23 protein-coding genes and 1 tRNA gene are annotated in these 21,877 nt (G+C 45.4%); 14 read left to right on the top strand and 10 right to left on the bottom strand.

Annotation, left to right across the window (positions count from 1 at the left end):
- Positions 1 to 459 precede the first annotated feature (459 nt).
- The 6 genes from JGK16_RS19280 (at position 460) to JGK16_RS19255 (ending at position 7,052) form a co-directional block, all read left to right on the top strand.
- Entirely contained in the window at positions 460 to 1,455 is a 996-nt protein-coding gene (locus JGK16_RS19280) for a LysR family transcriptional regulator (protein ID WP_293175107.1), read from the top strand.
- 173 nt (positions 1,456 to 1,628) lie between these two features.
- A complete protein-coding gene (locus tag JGK16_RS19275) occupies positions 1,629 to 2,693 on the top strand; it encodes an anthranilate phosphoribosyltransferase family protein (RefSeq protein ID WP_293191814.1) in 1,065 nt (354 codons plus the stop codon).
- A 137-nt stretch (positions 2,694 to 2,830) separates the two neighbouring features.
- Positions 2,831 to 3,436, top strand: coding sequence for a molybdenum cofactor guanylyltransferase (locus JGK16_RS19270; RefSeq protein ID WP_293191811.1), 606 nt, complete (start codon positions 2,831 to 2,833; stop codon positions 3,434 to 3,436).
- A 73-nt stretch (positions 3,437 to 3,509) separates the two neighbouring features.
- Entirely contained in the window at positions 3,510 to 4,709 is a 1,200-nt protein-coding gene (locus tag JGK16_RS19265; RefSeq protein ID WP_293175101.1) for an aminotransferase class V-fold PLP-dependent enzyme, read from the top strand.
- Positions 4,710 to 5,337: 628 nt separating this feature from the next.
- Positions 5,338 to 5,682 carry a DUF6717 family protein gene (locus JGK16_RS19260; protein WP_293175099.1) on the top strand — a complete coding sequence of 115 codons (345 nt, stop codon included), beginning with the start codon at positions 5,338 to 5,340 and terminating at the stop codon, positions 5,680 to 5,682.
- Between the two features lie 17 nt (positions 5,683 to 5,699).
- Positions 5,700 to 7,052, top strand: a complete 1,353-nt coding sequence (locus JGK16_RS19255; protein ID WP_293175097.1) for an LCP family protein — start codon at positions 5,700 to 5,702, stop codon at positions 7,050 to 7,052.
- Between the two features lie 63 nt (positions 7,053 to 7,115).
- Here JGK16_RS19255 and JGK16_RS19250 read toward each other — a convergent pair whose 3' ends face one another.
- Entirely contained in the window at positions 7,116 to 7,241 is a 126-nt protein-coding gene (locus tag JGK16_RS19250; RefSeq protein WP_293175095.1) for a hypothetical protein, read from the bottom strand.
- A 24-nt stretch (positions 7,242 to 7,265) separates the two neighbouring features.
- On the opposite strand from JGK16_RS19250, the gene JGK16_RS19245 reads away from it, so the two are divergent.
- A complete protein-coding gene (locus JGK16_RS19245) occupies positions 7,266 to 7,775 on the top strand; it encodes a pentapeptide repeat-containing protein (RefSeq protein WP_293175093.1) in 510 nt (169 codons plus the stop codon).
- A 264-nt stretch (positions 7,776 to 8,039) separates the two neighbouring features.
- Here JGK16_RS19245 and JGK16_RS19240 read toward each other — a convergent pair whose 3' ends face one another.
- Complete coding sequence (locus JGK16_RS19240) at positions 8,040 to 9,293, bottom strand: S-layer homology domain-containing protein (protein ID WP_293191808.1); 1,254 nt, start codon at positions 9,291 to 9,293, stop codon at positions 8,040 to 8,042.
- Positions 9,294 to 9,688: 395 nt separating this feature from the next.
- The gene (locus JGK16_RS19235) at positions 9,689 to 10,381 is read right to left on the bottom strand and encodes a GDSL-type esterase/lipase family protein (RefSeq protein ID WP_293175089.1); all 693 of its coding nucleotides are present in this window, start codon (positions 10,379 to 10,381) and stop codon (positions 9,689 to 9,691) included.
- A gap of 79 nt (positions 10,382 to 10,460) precedes the next feature.
- Between JGK16_RS19235 and JGK16_RS19230 the strand changes: the two genes are divergently transcribed.
- The 4 genes from JGK16_RS19230 to JGK16_RS19215 all read left to right on the top strand — a co-directional run bounded on the left by JGK16_RS19230 (position 10,461) and on the right by JGK16_RS19215 (position 12,391).
- Entirely contained in the window at positions 10,461 to 10,694 is a 234-nt protein-coding gene (locus JGK16_RS19230) for a DNA-directed RNA polymerase subunit omega (RefSeq protein ID WP_293175087.1), read from the top strand.
- Positions 10,695 to 11,042: 348 nt separating this feature from the next.
- Positions 11,043 to 11,687 (top strand): hypothetical protein, encoded by a 645-nt coding sequence (locus JGK16_RS19225; protein WP_293175085.1) that lies wholly within the window; start codon positions 11,043 to 11,045, stop codon positions 11,685 to 11,687.
- Positions 11,688 to 11,914: 227 nt separating this feature from the next.
- Positions 11,915 to 12,280: a DUF1818 family protein gene (locus JGK16_RS19220; RefSeq protein ID WP_293175052.1), complete on the top strand. Its 366-nt coding sequence runs from the start codon at positions 11,915 to 11,917 to the stop codon at positions 12,278 to 12,280.
- Positions 12,281 to 12,317: 37 nt separating this feature from the next.
- Positions 12,318 to 12,391, top strand: a tRNA-Pro gene (locus tag JGK16_RS19215).
- Between the two features lie 122 nt (positions 12,392 to 12,513).
- On the opposite strand, the gene JGK16_RS19210 is transcribed toward JGK16_RS19215, so the two are convergent.
- From JGK16_RS19210 to petB, 7 genes are all read right to left on the bottom strand, one after another.
- The gene (locus tag JGK16_RS19210; RefSeq protein ID WP_293191806.1) at positions 12,514 to 13,140 is read right to left on the bottom strand and encodes a hypothetical protein; all 627 of its coding nucleotides are present in this window, start codon (positions 13,138 to 13,140) and stop codon (positions 12,514 to 12,516) included.
- 187 nt (positions 13,141 to 13,327) lie between these two features.
- On the bottom strand, positions 13,328 to 14,374 hold the full coding sequence (locus JGK16_RS19205; protein WP_293191803.1) for a PDDEXK nuclease domain-containing protein: 1,047 nt from the start codon (positions 14,372 to 14,374) through the stop codon (positions 13,328 to 13,330).
- Between the two features lie 173 nt (positions 14,375 to 14,547).
- On the bottom strand, positions 14,548 to 15,093 hold the full coding sequence (locus JGK16_RS19200) for a hypothetical protein (protein WP_293191800.1): 546 nt from the start codon (positions 15,091 to 15,093) through the stop codon (positions 14,548 to 14,550).
- A gap of 225 nt (positions 15,094 to 15,318) precedes the next feature.
- On the bottom strand, positions 15,319 to 16,659 hold the full coding sequence (locus JGK16_RS19195; protein WP_293191797.1) for a cytochrome 450: 1,341 nt from the start codon (positions 16,657 to 16,659) through the stop codon (positions 15,319 to 15,321).
- Positions 16,660 to 17,193: 534 nt separating this feature from the next.
- The gene (locus JGK16_RS19190; RefSeq protein ID WP_293175037.1) at positions 17,194 to 17,901 is read right to left on the bottom strand and encodes an HAD family hydrolase; all 708 of its coding nucleotides are present in this window, start codon (positions 17,899 to 17,901) and stop codon (positions 17,194 to 17,196) included.
- A gap of 136 nt (positions 17,902 to 18,037) precedes the next feature.
- Positions 18,038 to 18,520: a cytochrome b6-f complex subunit IV gene (gene petD / locus JGK16_RS19185; RefSeq protein WP_293175034.1), complete on the bottom strand. Its 483-nt coding sequence runs from the start codon at positions 18,518 to 18,520 to the stop codon at positions 18,038 to 18,040.
- A gap of 566 nt (positions 18,521 to 19,086) precedes the next feature.
- Positions 19,087 to 19,755, bottom strand: coding sequence for a cytochrome b6 (gene petB / locus JGK16_RS19180; RefSeq protein ID WP_293175031.1), 669 nt, complete (start codon positions 19,753 to 19,755; stop codon positions 19,087 to 19,089).
- A 135-nt stretch (positions 19,756 to 19,890) separates the two neighbouring features.
- Between petB and JGK16_RS19175 the strand changes: the two genes are divergently transcribed.
- The 3 genes from JGK16_RS19175 to JGK16_RS19165 form a co-directional block, all read left to right on the top strand.
- Complete coding sequence (locus tag JGK16_RS19175) at positions 19,891 to 20,163, top strand: hypothetical protein (protein WP_293175028.1); 273 nt, start codon at positions 19,891 to 19,893, stop codon at positions 20,161 to 20,163.
- Positions 20,164 to 20,346: 183 nt separating this feature from the next.
- Positions 20,347 to 21,555 carry a carboxyl-terminal processing protease CtpA gene (gene ctpA, locus JGK16_RS19170; protein ID WP_293203338.1) on the top strand — a complete coding sequence of 403 codons (1,209 nt, stop codon included), beginning with the start codon at positions 20,347 to 20,349 and terminating at the stop codon, positions 21,553 to 21,555.
- The coding region (locus tag JGK16_RS19165; RefSeq protein ID WP_293203337.1) for a hypothetical protein at positions 21,552 to 21,877 on the top strand (326 nt) is incomplete at its 3' end. The genes ctpA and JGK16_RS19165, both read left to right, overlap by 4 nt.

The following is a 21,877-nucleotide window of genomic DNA, read 5'->3' as shown; positions in this document are numbered from 1 at the left end:
TTTGCTGAATTAAATCGTTTTATCAATCAAGTTTTCCAGTCATATAATGGATTTAATTGGGAGCATCTCAGTTTTGCATTTACAGTGCTGTCGGGAGCTAAAAAAAGTTTCGTAGTACGGACTTCAGTCCGCTCTTTAAAAAATGCAGTGCTGTCGGGAGTTCAAAAAAGGTTCGTAGTACGGACTTCAGTCCGCTCTTTAAAAAATGCTTCTTGCAAAACAGAGATGCTCCCATTTAATCTCAGAGAATGGAATAGTCTAAGTCTAATTTAGCCTAATAAATCCTGACCGAGCAAATTAATTTGTAGAGCCAAGCATCCGCGCCTCTAGAACCAGAATCCAAACTAATCTGCACCTGTATCAAGACGTACTAAATTATTCTACTAAATCGGTTAAGGTCTCTAATGTCTCTGACGATCTCCCAGTCAAAGTTCTCAAACCATCTCGAATTAAACATCCATGCGCTTAGAGCAGCTTCAAGCATTTCTTTCAGTTGCTGAAACCGGTAGCTTTCAGCAAGCAGCCCGGAAGTGCGGCGTCACCCAATCGACTATTAGCCGTCAAGTGCAGGGACTTGAAGCGGAAGTGGGTTTGTCGCTGTTTCACCGCACCGCCCACGCCAAGCTGACAGTGGGAGGGGAACGCCTGTTACCTCACGCTCGCAAAATCTGTCAGAGTTGGCGAAATGCTGCGGTCGAATTGGGAGACTTGCTGGCGGGAAAACAGCCGGAACTTTGCGTGGCTGCGATTCACTCGGTTTGCGCTGCTTATTTACCGCCTGTGCTGCAAAGGTTTTGTCGCAGCTATCCTGAGGTGCAGTTGCGCGTGACATCCCTGGGAAGCGATCGAGCTTTGAAAGTTCTCAAAGACGGTTTGGTGGACATCGCGGTGGTGATGAACAACCGCTATTTTACTCAAGCCCCGGAAATGTTGGTTGAGGTGCTCTACAATGAGCCGATCGAGGTATTAATGGCCGCGAGTCATCCCCTGGCCCAGTACGATCGAGTACCTTGGCCGGAATTGATTTGTTACCCGCAAGTGGTGTTTAAGGACGGGTACGGAATGCAGCGCATGGTACAAGAGCAATTCGGACGCATCGGTGCTAAACTTCATGCTGTTTTGGAACTCAACACTCTCGATGCTTTTCGAGGCGTGGTGCGCCAGGGAGAATTGATTGCTTTGCTGCCGCATTCAGCTTTGCTAGACGCTAAGGCCGATCGCACTTTAGCAATTCGATCGATCGCTCTTGAGCGCCCAAATTCCAAGGTTTCGGCGATCCTCTTCGAGGGCTTCGCTAACGGACAATCGGCGATCGATCCGACTTGGACTCGCGAAGTGGTGTTGGTAACAACTCACGATCGAATGCAAATTCCGCCGATCGCCCATTTCTGGAATCTGGTACGGGAACTTGTACCACCATGTGATGTCATCAAAGTAGTAAAATCCGGAAATTAATACCTGTTTATAATTGAGATTTGAAATTTGAGATTTTATGGCGTTACGAATAACCAATAACGAATAACCAATAACGAATAACGAATAACCAATAACGAATAACCAATAACCAATGCCCAATGCCCAATGCCCAATGCCCGATGCCCAATGACCAATGACCAACTTCAATAATTATGAGTGACGCATTTAGAGAATTGCTACGAAAAATTGGCAGTGGAGTACACACAGGAGAAAACTTAACTCGATCGCAATCAGCAGCAGCCACGCGAATGATGCTGCTAGGAGAAGCAACACCGACTCAAATCGGAGCTTTCATGATTTCCCATCGCATCAAACGGCCCACCGGCGAAGAATTAGCCGGAATGCTGGATGCTTACGAAGAATTGGGGCCGATGCTTGCCCCTCCCAACCGAGAAAAAGGATTTGCCGTTTCTAGCGTCGCCGTGTTTGGCGTAGCCTACGACGGGCGATCGCGCACCGCTCCAATTAGCCCAATAACCGCCCTAATATTAGCCGCCTCTGGCGTCCCAACCGTCATGCACGGAGGGGAGACAATGCCAACCAAAGAAGGCATTCCCCTAATCGAAATTTGGCGCGGTTTAGGAGTTGACTGGAGAAAACTCCGTTTAGAAAAAGTCCAGCAAGTTTTTAACAGTACGGGTTTAGGTTTTGTTTACCTTCCCAAGCATTTTCCTCAAGCCGCGAGTTTAGTGCCCTACCGCCGCGAAATCGGCAAACGGCCGCCTTTTTCGACAATGGAATTGATGTGGTGTCCCTGCGCCGGCGACGTTAACGTCATCTCAGGCTACGTGCACCCGCCTACAGAGGGTATGTTTCAAGCAGCCTTTGAGTTGCGGGGAGTCAAAAATTATACCACAGTCAAAGGATTGGAGGGCAGTTGCGACTTGCCGCGCGATCGAACTGCAATTATCGGCATTGCTAAACCGGGCGCCGAGTTCGAGCGAGTGCTTTTAGCCCACGGAGATTACGGTTTTAGCAGTACAAATCCCGCCTTTGAATCAGCATCTGAGTTATTCAAACAAATGCAGGAAGTTTTGTTAGGAAAACCCTCAGAAATGATGCAATCTGCTATCTGGAACGGCGGATTTTATCTGTGGCGCAGCGGAATTTGTTTGGATATGGACTCTGGTTTGATTGAGGCAGAAACCTTATTAAGCAGCGGTCAAGTAGTGCAAAAACTTGAGGAAGTTAGCAAAGCCGTTAGTGCTTTGAATTGAGCACAATCAATCAGGTTGAGTGCTAATGACAGTTGACAGTTGACAGTTGACAGTTGACAGTTGACAGTTGACAGTTAACCGTTAACTAATGACCAATGCCCAATGCCCAATGCCCAATGCCCAATGCCCAATGCCCAATGATTAACCATAAAATAGCAGTAATTGTGCTCGCAGGCGGTCAAAGTTCGCGGATGGGTACAGATAAATCTCTCCTAGAAATTGAGGGTAAAAGCCTGTTGCAGCGGGCGTGTGAGGTTGCAGCAGCCTTAACGCCAGAAGTGTATGTTTTGACTGCTTGGCCCGATCGCTATCGATCGACCCCAACCCAAAAATCCCAATTTCTGGTAGAGTACAATCCGGGTTCCGGCCCCTTAGTGGCATTAACTCAAGGACTGACGGACATTTCTGCCGACTGGATTTTGCTATTAGCTTGCGATTTGCCCTTATTAGATTCCCGAATCATTGATAATTGGGCGAGTAAGTTAACAGAGTTTCCCCCATCTACCTTAGCAGTTGTCCCCTATCAAAATTCGCGCTGGGAGCCATTATGCGGTTTCTACCGCAAACAATCTCTGTCCAGCTTGCAAAGTTTTATTGACAAAGGGGGACATTCATTTCAACAGTGGTTAAATCAAATCCAAGTAATCCCTCTACCCGTAGGGGAACGAGAAGCAGTCATGCTATCGAATTGCAATACACTAGAAGAATTTGAGCAATTAAAAGGTAAAATGGTTGACAGTTGACAGTTGACAGACTAATGACTAATAGGGTTCGCGAGCGGGGACGCTCGCACTAATAACTAATGACTAATAACTAATGATTAACGAATATTGGTTACTCGATCGCGAAATCACATTCCTCAACCACGGTTCCTTTGGAGCCTGTCCGATTCCCGTACTGGAAGCGCAAACCAGTTTTCGAGAACAACTGGAAAGAGAACCATTGCGCTTTTTAATGCGGGAATTTGAGCCGCTGTTAGATAACGCCAGAAATCAGTTAGCCACCTTTATTGGTGCAGGCGAAGAAGAATTAGCCTTTGTGCCGAATGCTACCACTGGAGTCAATGCCGTTTTGCGATCGCTCTATTTTAGTCCGGGCGACGAATTGCTAACCACAAATCAGGAATACAACGCCTGTCGCAACACACTAGATTTTATCGCAGAGCGCACAGGCGCCAAAGTAATAGTAGCAGAAATACCATTTCCCATTGAATCGCCAGAACAAATTATTGAAGCAATAATTAAGTGCGTTTCCCCGCAAACAAAATTAGCCTTATTAGACCACATTGTCAGCCAAACAGGTTTAATTTTTCCCATCAAACAGTTAGTCGGCGAATTAGCTAATCGCGGCGTAGATGTATTAGTAGACGGAGCTCACGCACCGGGAATGGTAGCACTGAATTTAGAAGAAATCGGCGCCGCTTACTACACAGGAAATTGCCACAAATGGCTGTGCGCGCCGAAAGGTGCAGCTTTTCTGTACGTGAGGCGAGACAAACAAGATAGCATTCGGCCAACTACCATCAGTCACGGCGCCAACTCACCGCGCGCCGACAAATCACGCTTTCAACTAGAATTTGACTGGATGGGAACAGTCGATCCAAGTCCCTATTTGTGCGTACCTGTAGCCATTGATTTCATGGGTTCTTTGTTGAGTGGCGGCTGGCCGGAATTGATGGCAAAGAATCATGATTTAGCATTGGCTGGGAGACAAATATTAGCAGATAAATTAGATTTGCCGCTGCCTTGTCCCGATGAAATGGTAGGTTCTATGGCTGTTATACCACTAGCCGACGAACAGCCTGACGCCGCTGCAACGGGTGGAATTCCACCATTGCAAGAGGTGCTGTGGCAGATTTTTAAAATAGAAGTGCCGGTTATTCCTTGGCCAGATTCTAGCAAGCGGCTGGTGAGGATTTCAGCTCAATTTTATAATACCTTGCCACAGTATGAATATTTAGCGAAAGCGCTAGCTGAGCTAACAGGAAATTCAGCGGGAGATTCCCAAAAAACCTAAACCTTAACTATAGTAATCCTCAAAAAAAAGGTACGTTGTTGGGCTTGGGCCCTCCGAAAAAAGGTACGTTGTTGGGCTTGGGCCCTCCGAAGATTTGTGATCTACCAACTTACCCAACAACAGCTTTTACCAAATATACCTAAATACGCTTGGATTAAAGCTTTCAAATGAGTTTAATCTCACGAATTTACAGGAAATACAAGCATCTTTTAGCAGCCTGACTATTCTTAAATGAACCGTATTGGTCTACAATCTACGGTAAGAGGGCTGAAGCCCAACAACGTACCTTATCTTTCTGAGAGCCACTATATCAAAATAAATATTGCAAAAAATTATATTTAAAATATTCACTATCTAAAATTAAGCAACTAATACGAATCCTAAAAAAACTGGCAAAATATTATAAATAGTATGCGAGCATCTGTAGGGATACGACAATACCGTCTAGTTCACAGAACTGCGAGTTTTAATAATTGGTACAAGATTAAGAATTGTAGCAATTTATTTTAAATTAGCATTAAAACACGGTACGAAAATCGGATTTTACACAACTTCCGCTGCACCGAATATAATGTATCAAGACTTGTATTTATATCCCCAAAAAACAAAATAAAAAGAGGAGAATACGATGTCAAATGCCATGATGGTAATTTTCCCCTATCGCGAACAGTACACCTGGGTTTTTGACGACGAGCGAGCCGGACTTGTCCGAGAACCATTTGTTCAGGGCGTCCCCGAAATGATTAACGTACTTGTCGCAGACATTCCCAACGCCGCTCAAGGTTTCCGACTATTATTTTCAGCCAATCCATTTCCCGGATATCAAGCAGAAATGGCTTGGTTTAAAACAGAATACGGCGGAAACTGGTATCGGTGGGAAGCCGAAAATCTCGAAGGCTGGCTTTGTCCGGCTTTGTTTAAATACTTTCTAGAAGCACCGCCCAAGTTTTATTGCAAAGCTGAAAAAATGTAATAATCAAGAGCAAGTCAATGAAAAACTTGTCAATCTTTAAGAGAAACTTTGTTAAACCAGCCGATCGCAAATCTAGACAAAAGCTCAAATTAGCACTATGTATATTTGGGCTATTTGTGCTAATTGTCACAGCAGCCATCTCCGCAGGACTCGGGGCAATTACCGCCCTCTTAGCACCCGTGGAACCGCAAATGATTAGCAAAGTCCTAGACGCTACAGGCTTTAACTATATATCATCCAACCGCTCTGGATACCGCCTCTCGCGGCCTGTTAATATCTTAATCCTCGGAATTGACCGCGTACCCGGATCTGTCCCCAATTCCCGCAAGATTTTTAACGGCCGCAGCGATACAATACTCTTATTCCACCTCGATCCTAGAGAGAAATCTATTAGTTTGCTTTCAATTCCGCGAGATACAAAAGTCGAAATTCCCGGAATTAGCTTCAGCAAAATTAACGAAGCAAATGCCAGAGGAGGAGCAGTTTTGGCGGCGCGATTGGTGAGCACTATCGCCAACAATGCAACAATTGAAAGATACGTGCGAGTCAGCAGCGTTGCGTTTCGGGAATTAGTCGATTTGTTGGACGGAGTTGAGGTATTTGTACCTCGGGCGATGTCCTATACAGATAAAGCCCAAAAGTTAAGCATAAATTTAGCACAGGGATGGCAAAATCTCAACGGAGAAGAAGCAGAACAATTGGCTCGATTTCGCAACGACGGTTTGGGAGATATCGGCCGAATTGGGCGACAGCAATCTTTAATTCAAGCTATTCGCAACCGCCTCGCAAGTCCATCAGTATTGGTGCGATTGCCACAAATTGTGCGATTGATGCAAAAATATGTAGATACAAACCTAAATTTTGAGGAAATATTGACGATCGCAAATTTCGGTTTGCAATTGGAGCGAGATAATTTTAAAATGGTGATGTTACCGGGACGCTCTAGCTCATCACAAGGGGATTTGAGGAGTTATTGGATTGTCGATGTTGCTGGGCGCGATCGCATTATGACACAATATTTCAAACAAGGCGCAGCGGATTTTGCCCAAGGGCGAAACGCCAATCCCAGCCAGCCGGTTTCACCCAGCAGCCTCAAAATCGCCGTCCAAAATGCTTCTAGCAACCCAAAAACCGCCAAAACCGTCGCTGAATTTCTCAGAAAAAAGGGCTTTTCTAACGTATCTGTAGTCAAAGATTGGCCCGACAAGCAACGTCAAAGTCAAATTATTGTACAGCAAGGCGATTTAGAAGCAGCAAATCTTCTGCAAAAAACTTTAGGCTATGGTAAAATAGAAGCATCTTCTACTGGTGAAATTGAATCTGACTTGACACTTCGCGTCGGCGAAGATTTGGTAAAGCGATTTAATTAGTTATTAGTTATTAGTTATTAGTTATTAGTTATTGGTTATTAGTTATTGGTTATTGGTTATTGGTTATTGGTTATTTGTTGCTTGCAATGCCCTGTTTTCCCTTCTTCCCAATGCCCAATGCCCAATGCCCAATGCCCAATGCCCAATTCCCCATTCCCAATTCCCCATTCCCAATTCCCAATTCCCCATTCCCTATTCCCTATTCTCATCATCATGAAAAGTCTATTCCGAATTTTACTGAGCCTAATTATAAGTGTAGTGTTAGCCTTTGGGTGGGTAATGCTGAGTGCTACTCCGGCATTTGCGCTACCAAAAAAAAATATTAATTACACAAATATTAACTTGTCCGATCGCGATTTCTCCAATTCTGACTTAGCGGGCGGAACATTCGTCGCCGCCGAGATGCGGGGAACCAACTTTCAAGGCGCTGATTTAACCAATGCGATTTTGACTAAGGGAGTTTTGTGGAAGGCCAACTTGTCAGGTGCAAATCTGTCCGGTGCTTTAGCCGATAGAATTACATTCGACGGCGCTAATTTGACGAATGCTAATTTCACCGAAGCAATTATGACTCGAAGTCGTTTTTTTGATGCAGCCATTTCCGGGGCTGATTTTACCGACGCAATTATCGATGCTTATCAAGTAACAATGATGTGCGAAAAAGCCGATGGTGTCAATCCCGTGACGGGAGTTTCTACGCGAGAAAGTCTGGGATGTTCGTAGAAATTTTGATTTAAATAAGGCTGACGCGCCAGGGCGAGAAACCGGGTTTCTACGAGTTTTTTGGTTTAGTAACAATCAATCTCCAAAGAAACCCGGTTTCTGAGTTCAGCCTGTACACTCTTCGGCTAGAAACCGGGTTTCTACGAGTTTGTTAGTTTAGTAACAATCAATCTCCAAAGAAACCCGGTTTCTGAGTTCAGCCTGCATCACTTACATCCGTTACGTTCGTTACATCCCGTACATTGCTCGTTGCGGAAATTCCTTTTATCGAGCGCGACAAATGCCTGTATTTGCAGTACCCAATACCAAGTCAGAATTCAACAACAAATCTAAATCGGTGTCGGGATTAACAGCATACAAATCGACTTTATCTCGACCCAAAAATACCCCAACCAAAGTACCGACTCCTGCGCCGCCGAGTACCTCTTCAGTGGCGATCGCCCGATCGCCCGTAACTCCCGCAATCGCCGCCGCCGCTGCTGCACCCAAAGCCGTGTTCTTAATCAGATTACCAACATTCACGCCCTTAGTCACAGTTTCTTTGCGAGTAATCACCTGCGAAGTAGCATTCAGAGGAACTCTGCTACCGTTGATGATACTTAACTCTTGCGCCACAAACTGAACGCCCTCAGCAGTCGATCGCAATTCGCCACTAATTTTCGAGCCTTCGGGTATCATAACCTTGCCATTACTTCCTGCGATATCCGCAGCCACAGTCAGCGTAATCGGAGACTTGTCATTGGGGGCGAGCAAAATTTTGCCTTTGGCGTACTCGATGGGAATAGTCACCCCGCTGGGGATTTTCACAGCAACACTCTGGCCAATATCAATCTTAGCAATGTAAGGAGAATTAATTGCTCTTGCTTGATTGGTACTGACTAATGTTTGATAGATAAAAGCAGCTACTTCCGCCCGCGTGGCTGACTGGTTTGGCTTCAGGGATTTAGGATTGGGATAGCTGACAACCAACTGTTTTTCAGTAGCAGCAGCCACACTTTTCACAGCATAACTTTGAATTTCACCCGCATCATTATAGTAGCTGAGAACATCTTGAAAATTGCAAGCAGGCTCATAACCCAGCCCGTTATTTAAAGCCACTACAACTTGAACGCGAGGAATCTGCTGTGATGGCCTGAAAACATTGCCGGGGTAGCCAGACATCCATCCCATTTCATAAGCTTCGGCGATCGCCCCCCGCGCCCAAAAATTAGACGGAACATCGACAAAACCTATAGCAGCGCGAGTTTTCGCCTTTTTCACAGAACGGATCATTGCCGCGAATTCCGCCCGCGTTACCAGTGCATCCGGGCGGAAAGTGCGATCGGGAAAACCTTTAATAATGCCTCTTTCTGACAAATCTTGAATAAAGTCTTTCGCCCAATAGTTATTACTAACATCCGAAAAAGCTGTTTCAGCAATAGCAGGCGCAGGAGTCAGCATCGGCGCTGCGGTTCCGGCAACGGTTGCCAATGTTAATATAACAGATGTGCCGAATTTAATGCGTTGAGATACAGACATTTTTGATTCTCCAATTTACACAAGTTTTTTATTGAGAAAAAAGCAAGCCTTTATCCGGCTATTTATCGTTGATTGATTCTTGCCTAGCTTGCTCTTGTGCTCAGTGATGTCATCATTATTAAATGCTTTTATTTGTGGCGAGGGGAAGATACGGTCTTTTAAAATAAATATTTTTATGCTGGTTGGTCGATTTTAAAATGCTTAAATTCCTTAAAATCCTTATGTTGCTTATCTTCCTTATCTACCTGGAACTTATAAAGGTACGTAAAAGGTATGTAGTTGCGCTTCAGCGCTCTTTTGGGATATCGGAAAGAGCGCTGAAGCGCAACAACGTACCTAGATTAATGACTAATTGAAAAGAGCGCTAAAGCGCAACTACGTACCTAGACTAATAACTAATGACTAATAGCGAGTAGCGGTTCCCAACTTGTCACATCTTCAAATAAACATTGATAACCGACTTCATTGGGATGGAGACCATCCGAAGTCAGACAAGAACGCCACCAAATATTACCGCGATCGATCCATTTATCAAAAATATCTAAATAGGGAATTCCCCGTTCCAAACAAGCTAACTTTGTGGCTTCTTTATAGCGATATTGGTCAGCGTGATTGTAGTACAAACAATCTTGAAAAGGCATTTTGCTTTCATCCACCGGCACCATCCCGACAAATATCACCGGACAAAGTTGTTGCGATAAATTTAACAAATTATCCAAAACAGTTTTAAAATGTTCAAAATCAGTATAACTGCGCCCAGTAGGCGATTGCACTCTCGCCGTATCGTTGAGGCCTACCGACAGTATGATGGCATCCGGGACGCGGTTTCTGAGCTCGCCCCGGTGCCGAAACTCGTTTTCGAGGCGCTGGGCGACTTGATACGTGCGATCGCCCCGAACGCCCAAATTGTATAAAACGTGTCCTGCACTCTCCGTTAACATCCACTGTCGCCGCAATCTTTCCACCCAACCCCCGCCTACACCGTCGCCGAAACCGTAGATTAAACTGTCGCCGAAAGCAACCAATTTGAGAGGATGAGAATTTACCTGATGCAAGTGACCAAAGGAATAGGCTGTTGTTGCCTGCATAAGCAATGATACTCAGTTAGTAATTTTGAATCTTCGCATACTAGACTAGAATGTAACATTAGATAAAGTAGGTAATCTCATGGTTAAGCGTCCAACCTTCGATTCAACTCAGCTAACCCGTCGGGCAGAAGAGTTGATCGGTGCTGCATCCAATCGCTATCGGATTACGGTGCAAGTGGCGAACCGCGCCAAACGCCGTCGCTATGAAGATTTTGACAATATGGACGACCATCAAATGATGAAACCTGTGATGCGGGCGATATTTGAGATGTCGGACGAACTCACTCAGCCGGAAATTATCGGGGATATCTAGACTTGGGGAGTTTTGAGTTTTGAGTGGTGAATTTCAACAATTTTTGTTAATTCAAAACTCAAAACTTTCTTCAACCAGACTGGCGCGACTGGCAGAAAAATCCGGTTTATTTTTAGCTTTCAAACGAGTGCTAGCCGGAGACCAAGTTACATCTATATACGCAAGCAAGTTACATCTATATACGCAAGCGAGCGGGACGCTCGCACTGCGAAGAAACGCTTTTTACCAAATCGGGATGCTCCCAACCGGGTTGATTTTCGTAAATCCTAAGATGAGAGATTAGGATATAGGCTGGTAGGTGAGTTTAGGAAATTATTCTATTTTTGAATTGAAATTATTGTCAAAACCGTGAAAAAGAAATTCAAGCTGGGCTTCAGTTTTCTGTTAGTTACTTTGAGTGTGGCGATTTTTACGCTTTTGAGTGGGGTATTGGAATCGGGTAAATTAAGTGTGTCGGCTTTGGAACCTTCGCTGCTGCGTGGTTCTGGGTCTAGAGGACTGGTTGCTCAACAATCGGCGCCACAGCAATTGAGGGCGCAAGATGCGTGGAAATTGGTGTATGAAAAAGTGCCGGATTTGCCGATCGAGAATAACTACATTTCTAAGGAAACCGGCAAAGTAGATCCCAACAATACTTTAGTTGGGCGCTTGATTAGATATCATGTGTTTGTCAAAGGACGGCCGCCGAATTACCGTTTTGATTGGAAGTTGAGTTTAGCTGACTATCTGGGGGCGACTCCCGATTATTTGGTGGAAGGCGTGTATCCGGGAAAAGATGTTTTGCGAGAAAATCCGATGGAACGCGATCGCGCTGCTATTCAAAGTTTAAATAGAAAACAGCGGGATGCTTTGGTTCAAGCTTTGGTTGATGTTTTTACCGAGAATTCGGGGCCATCGCGCACACCGGCGGCGGGCGAAACACCAAAAGGGCGATCGACTTCCCCGGAAATACCGCAGCCGCAGCCGGGAGATGCAAAGTTGCTGACACCGTAAGCTTGAAGGAGGCCTAGAAACCGGGTTTTTGGCTAATCTGCCTGGTGTAACGCGTCTTTTCGGCATAAACAGATTGGTTCGTAGTGCGGACTTCAGTCCGCAGCGGGAGTGCGGACTGAAGTCCGCACTACGAACCGTTGTTGTTATCGTAATCGACTGGACATGATATAAGCCATAAAATCACCTAATCAATCTAAAATCCAAAATCCAAAATCTAAAATCGCCAGATGGAACGTGTAATTAAGACTGGTGCGGGCTGGCGTTTGGGATGGAACCCAAACGCAGAAGAGTTTCAGGGTTTGGTGGCTGGGGAAGGTTGGGCGATCGAACTCACCGAAGCCGAGTTAAACGATTTTTGCCGGTTGTTGGGACAATTAGCCGCCACAATGAGTCAAATGGCCTCTGAGTTAATGGACGAGGAAAAAATCGCCATTGAAGCCGAAAGCGACTTGTTGTGGGTGCAGTTAGAAGGCTATCCCGAAGCTTACAGCGTGCAGTTGATCTTGAATGCTGGTAGGAGGTGCGAGGGTTTTTGGGCGGCGGCTGCGGTTCCGAGTTTGGTGCAGGCAACCAAAGTTTTAAAAGTTTTTTGACTTTTTCTGAGATTCTATGCTAAGCTGTTAAAGCTGTCGGGGCGTAGCGCAGCTTGGTAGCGCACTACTTTGGGGTAGTAGGGGTCGTGGGTTCAAATCCCGCCGCTCCGATTGTGATAAAGATCGTGATAAAACCTTCTCGTTTGAGAAGGTTTTGTTGTTTTTAGCAGTGACTCTTGGTATTGCTGAGTTCGTGACAGTGGAGTACAAAACGTCATCCTCTGGATCCTCTTTTAGGCAAAACCAGGAAATTTCTCACTCAAACTTTGAGAGAAATAATACTGACACCAAAATTCTGCTACTTCTAACAACATCGGTACAGATTTAGGAGTTATACCTGAACCATACTCCGGGGCATAACTTTCTACGTATTCTTTAGCTAGTTTATAGATCCAATAAGGAAAATCGTTGTCTGTGAAACAACGCAGTGCATAGTCTAATTTTAGTAAATTTCCACTGCGGACAAAATGTACTGTTCCCCAGGCAACATTACGACGATCGTCTCCTTGTAGGCTATTAATTGTTCTCAATAACTTACGGATAGATTGCTCGCCTTCATTACTAGGATTTTCCAGGTGAATTTCCATTTTGGCGATTCCTTCAGCTATTACCTGTTTGTGCTGTTCCCATTCTTCCTCGGTATAGTGTTCGGGACAAGTAGCTTGATTCATCTCGTGTTGTACTCGCTGAGAAATGTACAGCGCAAATTTTTCGGCCGCAACTCGATCGGTACACAAACTTTTGATACTTGTCAGTCTGGTTATGGATATAGCAAATCGAGTTTTTTCAAGTTCCTTGGCTGTTTGAACCCATTTCTTGATTTTAGTGGCAATAGGAGTTAGTGAACTTTTTGGTTTCATTTTAATTGATAGAATGCACAAGTTTTGTCGTAGGTTTTTTTAGATTGTACACAAACCTATGTCATAGATGGCGATCGCCATTTCGGTTATTTTCCGGGAATTTTGCTGTGACTCGGGCGATCGTAGTGTCGGAATGTGCTGTTAAATGTTGTCGAATGCCATCTCGTCAATTATTCCATTGTTTTTGTCATAACTCCTCCTCAATCTCCACATCTACCGCTTCTAACTCAGCTTCCAACTGCTCAAAAGTCGGCAAACTCCCCTGTAACTGTTCCGGTAAAGTCTCCCGCAATTGATAAGTCGAAACCCCGATCGCCTTATTCATGTCTCGCAAAGAATATTCCACAATCTTCTGCTTTTTATTCTTGCATAAAATCATCCCAATAGTCGGCATATCGTCCCGGTGTTTGAGTAAATCATCCACAGCCGAAACGTAAAAACTCATCTTTCCCGAAAATTCCGGCTTAAACGCTTCCACTTTCAAGTCAATTACCACAAAACAACGCAAACGTAAATGATAAAATAATAAATCAATATAAAAATCTTCCCCTTCAACCTCTAGATGATACTGACTCCCGACAAAAGCAAACCCTACTCCCAATTCCAGCAAAAAATCGCGGATGCGTTCAATCAAAGCCTGCTCTAAATCGCGCTCTTTTGCTGCTTTGCCTAAACTGAGAAACTCAAAATTATAAGGGTCTTTAAATAACTGTTGAGCCAGTTCTGATTGAGGATTTGGCAGAGTGCGAGAGAAATTAGTATCAGCTTTCCCTTGCCGCCGGTATAGTCTACTTTCTATCTGATGAACTAACACATTTCGACTCCATCCTTGCTCGATAGTTTGTCTTGCATACCACAGACGTTCCTCTGTGGATTTAACCTTTTCCATTAAGGCAATATTGTGATACCAAGTAATTTGTGCAAGCACCTCTTGCACAAATTCAAAATCTGGGTAAGTTTCCGCAAAACTCCTCATATATTTCAGATTGCGAGATGAAAAACCCTTCATCTCAGGAAAAGCTTTTTGCAAGTCAGCAGCCAAAGTGTCTATAACTTTAGCACCCCATCCTTGCTGCTGTTGCCGATTTAAAATATCCTGTCCAATTTGCCAATAAAGCAACACTAATTCTCGGTTAACAGAAACTGCTGCCCGTACTTGAGCATTGCGGATGCGTTCTTTCAGTTCCCGCAGGAAAATATTATAATCTTCTGGAATTGATAAACTATCCACCATAGCTTAACCCCCACATATTTTCTTGAATCAGCGTGGTTTTATAGTCAGGATAGGAAATATAAAACTACGAAAAGTATAGCCGATCAAGGTATGTAGTTGCGCTTCAGCGCTCTTTGCTAATCTTATAAAGAGCGCTGAAGCGCAACTACGTACCTAAGTTGTCCTAAATATTTTCACTCTTGAGCAATAATTAAACAATCACTGCCAACTTTCGACAGAAAATCAGGAAATGCTGCTGTGGGGCTGCTATCTTTGTTTACAACTCTGCGGAGTGTATAGCCTTTTTCAGGAGCTCTGCCGAAAAACGAGTTTCTGCGATCCCAGATATCCCCATTGGGAGTGTTCGGATCGCGATCGATCAAAAAATCCATAATCCACGGCGGTACAGACAATCCAAACGCGATCGGCGTGATGTGCCCGTGCTGCAAAGTTGCATCTGAGAAGCGAAACAAGTAGCTGAAGCGAGAAAATTTGACGGCATAAAGTAACATCCGTCCCGCCATTGATGAATGAAATGTCCAGACAACTGGTTCATAAATCCGCAGCAATAATGTTCGTTGGCCAGGATTCCATTCTGAATTGTACATCGTCAGACAATAGTCTGGCAAAATATTCCCGTCCATAAAGAAGATACCTTGCAGGGCTTCTGGAAACTCCGGTGGATGTTCTGCTTTCATCCAGGTTGCGATGTCTTTTAGTTTCTTTGTTTCAATTAACATGGTATTATTTAACCTCTAAAAAATTGTGATTTAGTCTCTGGTTATATACCCCCTTGAGTTCGTTGTGTAACAGGCATCTTGCGTGTTTTTTAAGGGCGGGCGGGACGCCCACTTTACAAGCAATTTGATGTGTTGTGGAACAGGCATCTTGCGTGTTTTTTAAGGGCGGGCGGGACGCCCACTCCACAAGCAATTTGATGTGTTGTGGAACAGGCATCTTGCCTGTTACGATCGCCGAACTTTACCAACGGTACTAATGACATCCACCAGCATCTTCAGTGCGATATCTTTAGCTGGGCAAATCCGTCCCGCACTCCGATCGCCCACCGAATGAAAACCCATATGATAAGGGCACAAATTCTCGCGCTTAGCGTTGAATTCGTACACCGTAGAACCCCAGAAACTCGCGTCTAGATGCCCCAAACTGAGCGGTATCAGTACCTTGGTTCCGGCGGGAAAAGTGCGCTGTCTGCCCCCTACCGTGGCGGTAAATGGCTCTGTCGCGACTCGGTGGGTGGCGCTGACGGGAGCCCAGAGGCGCCCGCATTCCAACAGGAAAAGCTCGATCGACTGGCGATCGTCCAAATCGAGATCGTCCCAAAACTCAGTCGGATTAATTTGAGCCGTCTGTGTTCCTTTATACGCCGGGAGAGGGCGGTATCCCATAGCTGTGTAGCCTAGGTGCAGGGGGCCTTGCAGTCCCGCTATCCCCATAATTGCTGTCATCAGCTTTGCCAATTCCCGCCTAGTCATGCCGTTGTTTTCCGAGCTCACCTCGAAGTCGGCTAGGGCAGGAGAATTTTCGTAGATAGTCGCCGCGCGCTCGATTAAAGCCGACAAATCCCCGTGTCCAAACAGGTTCAGGCTTTGCAGCAGGCTGCCCGCGACGGCGAAGTAGTGCGCTGGGCTTTGGCGGATGTAATGTAAATCGGTGAGAAGTTCGATCGCAGACTTGTCATCTGGGTTAATCCCAAAAATTACGTAGTGCAGGTATGGAACTAAAAATCCCATCCAACCGCGCCTGACATCGGTAAAAAATGTTCCCCCCGCACCGTGCGGCATCTCGGTATAATCTGATGCTAGGCGATCGAGCAACCGCCTGCTGATTTCGTCTTCTTGGCGATCGGTTGTGGCGCTGTTGAAAAGATACTTTTGCATACAGCTTCGGAATGCTGCGTGGTTGCTGCTACCGTCTGGTTCGCGATCGGACAAAGACAGCAGGAAAAGGTTCCTACCGCCGACATCTTGGTTGGGGGAGAGATCCGGATCGAGTACAGAAGTACCCAGCCGCCATCCGCGCGCCTGAGGCGATGTGAGTGCTTCTTCGAGTGTTGCAAATTCTCCCATCACGACTTGTCCCGCGCAGCAAAAATTAGCCCCGAAAGCCAGCCGTTTTATTGGCAAATAGGTGGGTTCGTTGGCAATTAAACCTTCTATAAGACTGATTATCGGCAGGAACGTTTTGCTGAGGCTTTCTGTCGGATTTTCCAAAGTCCAAGTCTGAAACTCATGCAGTGCCGGGTTCATAAATGATGAGAAGACACCTTCTAAATTTAGGTTCGTCATAATTAAGATACTTTTTGCTAAAAGTTGCTAAACTTTAAAATCAATTGTCTTTGATTGATTAGTACGAGCGGCATCGATCGATAGTTAACTTAATATTTATGCCGTTTGCCCTTGGGTAAAACCGGAAGATTTCTCTAAACATTAAGAAACAGATATATAGTTATACCAATTTTACATCAAGTTAGATATAGCCTTTCTCAAAAAAGTGAGGTATGCCCGCTAGTCTTATGCCCTATGCCCCATGCTCTATGCCCCATGCCCATGAGTACCTCATATGAGAGCTTGAAAGGCTATAGAATAAAGATACTGTTGAGAGGTCATGAGTTATGGCACACTGATTCTGGCGATCGCAGAAAGTGCACAGAGCAAGCGAGCAACAACTAAAAAACAGTCGCACCGCTCAAGGGAGAAGTATTTCTGACACTTGTGGAATTGCATGAACGACTGAATCTTGTTCTGCAACAAATCACACCTGAATAAATTTGTTCGCTATCTTCTTACAATTTAATTTTTGAATCTTTATTCGAGGCAGCTTCATATTAAATTGCTATCAAACATCTCTTTCAAACTTGATAGATCGAAAATTTTTGTGCCTTTATAGTCAAAATATTTTCCTTCTCGATCGACTAAAACTGTTTTGATTTTAAGCTGCTTAGCCCCTTCGATATCGTCTTCGATTGAGTCACCAACCATTAACACTTGTGATGGTTCTATATTTAAATCATCTATAACAAATTTAAAAACTTTAGAGCTAGGTTTGCCAAAACCAATTTCTTCACTAATATAGATTTTGTTAATATATTCCTCTAATTTTAATGCCTTGATTTTGTCCCTTTGTCCGTCGGAAGGTCCATTTGTAAGAATAGCGGTATTAATTTCTTTTTTTCGTAAATCTTTTAGCGATGGAATAACATCATCAAATAATGTTATTCCGTGATTTGCCTCTTTCATATAAATATCATTTAGTGCTGAAGAAAACGCTAAACGATTTTCGCGTTCGCCTGGTATAACATCAGCATAGCGACGCAACCTATACTCGTCCCTAGAAATAATTCCCTTAACAAACTGTCGGAACAAGGTAGGCTCTATCAAGCTATAACTATTCCAAAATTGATTAACATCTATGCCAGATGATTCAAGAACTCGATTAACAAGACTGATTGCATTTTTTTTAGCTTTCTGATAATCACAAAGTGTATCATCTAGATCGAAAATGACATATTTTATTCTATGCAACTTCATGTAAAATTGGTATTTTTTATATCGATCTGTTTAAAGTCTAAAATCCCAAATAAAATGACGCCCGCGAAAGTTTCCTAGCAGTACAAAAGCACTTTATCGGAAACCCGCGGGCGTCAAAATCAAACAAACTTAAATCTTAGAACAGACCCAGCGTGAAAGATTTGTCGATCGGGAAAATAGCACCAATACCCAACCACAGAGTTACCGCAGTTCCAAAAAGGAAGACTGTAGTAGCAACAGGGCGGCGGAACGGATTTTGGAACTTGTTAACATTCTCGATGAACGGAATCAAAATCAAGCCAACTGGAACACCGGCCATGCAAGCAATACCCAACAATTTGTTAGGCAAAACGCGCAGGAGTTGGAACACAGGCCACAAATACCATTCCGGAAGAATTTCTAGCGGAGTAGCAAAAGGATTGGCAGGTTCGCCAATCATAGCCGGGTCTAGTACAGCCAAGCCGACGCACAGAGAAATCGTTCCCATGATCACAATTGGGAAAACGTAGAGCAAGTCATTGGGCCAAGCTGGTTCGCCGTAATAGTTGTGACCCATGCCCTTAGCGAGCTTAGCGCGTAGCTCTGGATCGCTCAAATCTGGTTTTTTGATAATAGACATAGTGAGAGTGTTCTCCTTTTAGTTTTGCCCGGGCCTGGCATTCCGCTGTATTCGTTAGTCCGAATCAGCGGGGCGATCGCACGAAGTATTGACCGTAATAAATATCTTGACATCCTCACCGCCGTAAAACGGACGGTGATTCCTAAACCTCACGATTTAGGTTTCTGCTTCATCGCAACTGCCTCCACCCTAGGCGCGAGTTTATGGCCTTACGTTCGCTCCACAGACTATCCCCGCAAGCCTTGCGGTTCTTGTGTGTCGAAATCCAAAAAAGGAGTTCTCATTTTTTTGGTTGATTCTAGGGGTGGACTGTCCATTGCCCTATCCTCTTTTCCCGGTCTACCGATTTGTCTGCGCCACCAGTTTTACTGGACTTCGCTCGTTAGGCTGTCTGAATCCATCGTCTCGGGTGGGTCAAGGACCACCTTAATTATACTGAAAGATTTGTAAAGCCGTCCTGGAAGGACGGGGTTTCAAACCCAATTTTCTGATGAGAGATGAATTCTGAATTTTCAACCCAAAATTCCGCAGGGGGGCAAAAAAATACCTCCCCCACAACTCAAAATTTACAATGGGCCAGAAATGCCTTGCTTGCGAATCATCAAGAAGTGAGCCAGCATGAAGACGATAATCAGCCAAGGCAACACAAAAGTGTGCAAGCTGTAGTAACGAGTCAAAGTGCCTTGACCGACGCTGACACCGCCGCGAAGCAGTTCTACCAGTGTAGAACCGACAAAGGGAATGGCTTCTGGTACGCCGGAAACGATTTTAACTGCCCAGTAACCGATTTGATCCCAAGGCAGAGAGTAGCCGGTCACGCCGAAAGAAACAGTGAGAACCGCCAAGATTACTCCTGTCACCCAGGTTAATTCGCGGGGCTTTTTGAAGCCGCCGGTCAGGTAAACCCGGAAGGTGTGCAAAATCATCATCAGTACCATCATGCTGGCAGACCAGCGGTGGATTGAGCGGATCAGCCAGCCGAAGTTGACTTCATTCATCAGATATTGCACTGAAGAAAAAGCTTCTGCTACCGTGGGACGGTAATAGAAAGTCATGGCGAAGCCGGTGGCAAACTGGATTAGAAAACAAACTAGAGTAATGCCGCCCAAGCAATAGAAGATGTTGACGTGGGGAGGTACATACTTTGTAGTGATGTCGTCTGCGATCGCCTGAATTTCCAGGCGTTCATCAAACCACTGGAAGGTTTTTGAGTCGGTGATTTGTTTAGAAAACATGGAGCCAGAATTCCTAAAAGAATATTGCTGTGGTTGAGGTTCATTCTCAGCAGCCACAAGGTTTTTTTGTCGCCCCGCGCCGAGCAGTTGGCTTTTACTAGCAAATGCCTGAGGCTATTTTTAAATTTGGAGCTCATGAAAGGAAATCTCTTGTGCGATCGCCCGCGAGCACTGGGAAACCAAGCTAGAGCTGAGCCCTACTCGCTGGCGTTGCGCGATCGAATTCCAGACTGTGATAAAAAATGTAACATAATTGCTGTACAAATTTCACGGAGCGATGCTTTTGCCTTCGTCTCAAATAGCATTTTCTGCCAGCTCAACATCCGCCCCAAGCTCGCATACAGCCAAGAACCCAGCCCAGGAGCAAAGTCCGAGTCCGCCAGAGGGTGGCTGGGAGGTAAAATTTAATATTCATGATAAAACTTCACTAAATTTGCGATTAAATGTTACAATTAACTAATTTTTTGTTCGCGGCTGGGCAATGATGAATCCTGAATGTCTCCGGGACAGTTGACTGCACAAAAGCTTAAAAGCTTACAAACTTAAAATACAGGAAATGCCATACTTGCCTATCTTTGAGACAAAAAAATCATGCAGAGACGAGTTTTCCAGACAGCAATTATCTTCTTCCTCCAAGTCGTCCTGGTTCTAGGCGCATGGGCTCTTCCGGCGGCGGCGCTAACTCCAGAACAGCAGTTGTTGAGCGAAGCTTGGCGAATTGTCAACCGCTCTTATGTGGACGAGAGCTTCAACTCGAAAAACTGGTGGTCGATTCGCGAAAAAGCCGTCAAGGAACCGCTCAACGACAGACAGCAGACTTACACGGCGATTCAAGGGATGCTGGCAAATCTTGACGACCCTTTTACTCGACTGCTCAAACCGGAACAGTACCGCAGTTTGCAGGTCAACACTTCGGGAGAATTGACGGGAGTTGGGCTACAAATTGCGATCGACCCCGAGACAAATACCCTAACAGTAGTGGCTCCTTTGGCGGGCTCGCCGGCGGATAAAGCCGGCATTCAACCGCTCGATCGCATTTTGAAAATTGACGGCACTCCTACCTCAGAATTGAGCCTGGACGAAGCAGCAACTCGAATGCGGGGCCGCATCGGCACTCCTGTTACTTTGACCTTGGGACGCGAAGGAAGGGAGGTTCCTGAAGACATTGAGCTGGTGCGCGATCGCATTGCTCTCAATCCGGTTTATGCCGAATTGCAGTCCGGGCCGGACAATTTACCGCTGGGCTACATTCGCCTGAGTCAATTCAGCGCTAACGCCACCGAAGAAGTCGCCCATGCGATCGATCGTTTGGAAAAACAAGGCGCCGCCTCCTACATTCTCGATTTGCGGAACAACCCGGGCGGGCTGTTGCAAGCGGGGATTGAAATTGCGCGCCTGTGGATCGATTCTGGGACGATCGTCTACACAGTCAACAGACAAGGCATTCTCGGCAGTTTTGAGGCTTCTGGACAAGCCTTAACTGGCGATCCGCTGATTGTTTTGGTGAACAAGGGAACGGCCAGTGCTAGCGAAATTTTGGCGGGTGCGCTGCAAGATAACGGCAGAGCTCAACTGGTGGGCGAAAAGACTTTCGGGAAAGGACTGATTCAGTCGCTGTTTGATTTGTCCGACGGTTCCGGGTTGGCTGTAACTGTTGCGAAGTACGAGACACCGAACCACACGGATATTAACAAATTGGGGATTTCGCCCGATCGCGCAGTGCCGCTAGAACCGATTGCGCGCGATCGAATTGGCACTGAAGACGAAAGAAAAAACCGCGATCGCAAAGACGGCGGTTGAAACCGCGCCCAGACAAACAATGTCCGCCTCTGCCGACGGAAGACAATAAAGTAATTTCAACCACCCTTTCTTCAACCCGCACTCCTGCGGGTTTTGTTTGTACAGGCGCGAATTCCATTCGCCCCCTCTTGTTTCTTGAACCCGCATTCCTGGGGTTTTGTTTGTATAGGCGCGAATTCCCTTCGTCCACTCTTCTGTCTGCGCGGTGCACATCCTACAACAATCTGGTTGAGTCGAGGGGGGATATTATTCCCCGCCCCTCTCAGTTAGAACCGGACGTGCGATTGTCGGGTAAGAGAGCATACGTCGCCGTATCTCCCTC

It is taken from the genome of Microcoleus sp. PH2017_09_SFU_O_A, assembly GCF_020738625.1.
Lineage (GTDB): Bacteria > Cyanobacteriota > Cyanobacteriia > Cyanobacteriales > Microcoleaceae > Microcoleus.
This window is presented reverse-complemented; position numbering and strand designations above follow the sequence as displayed.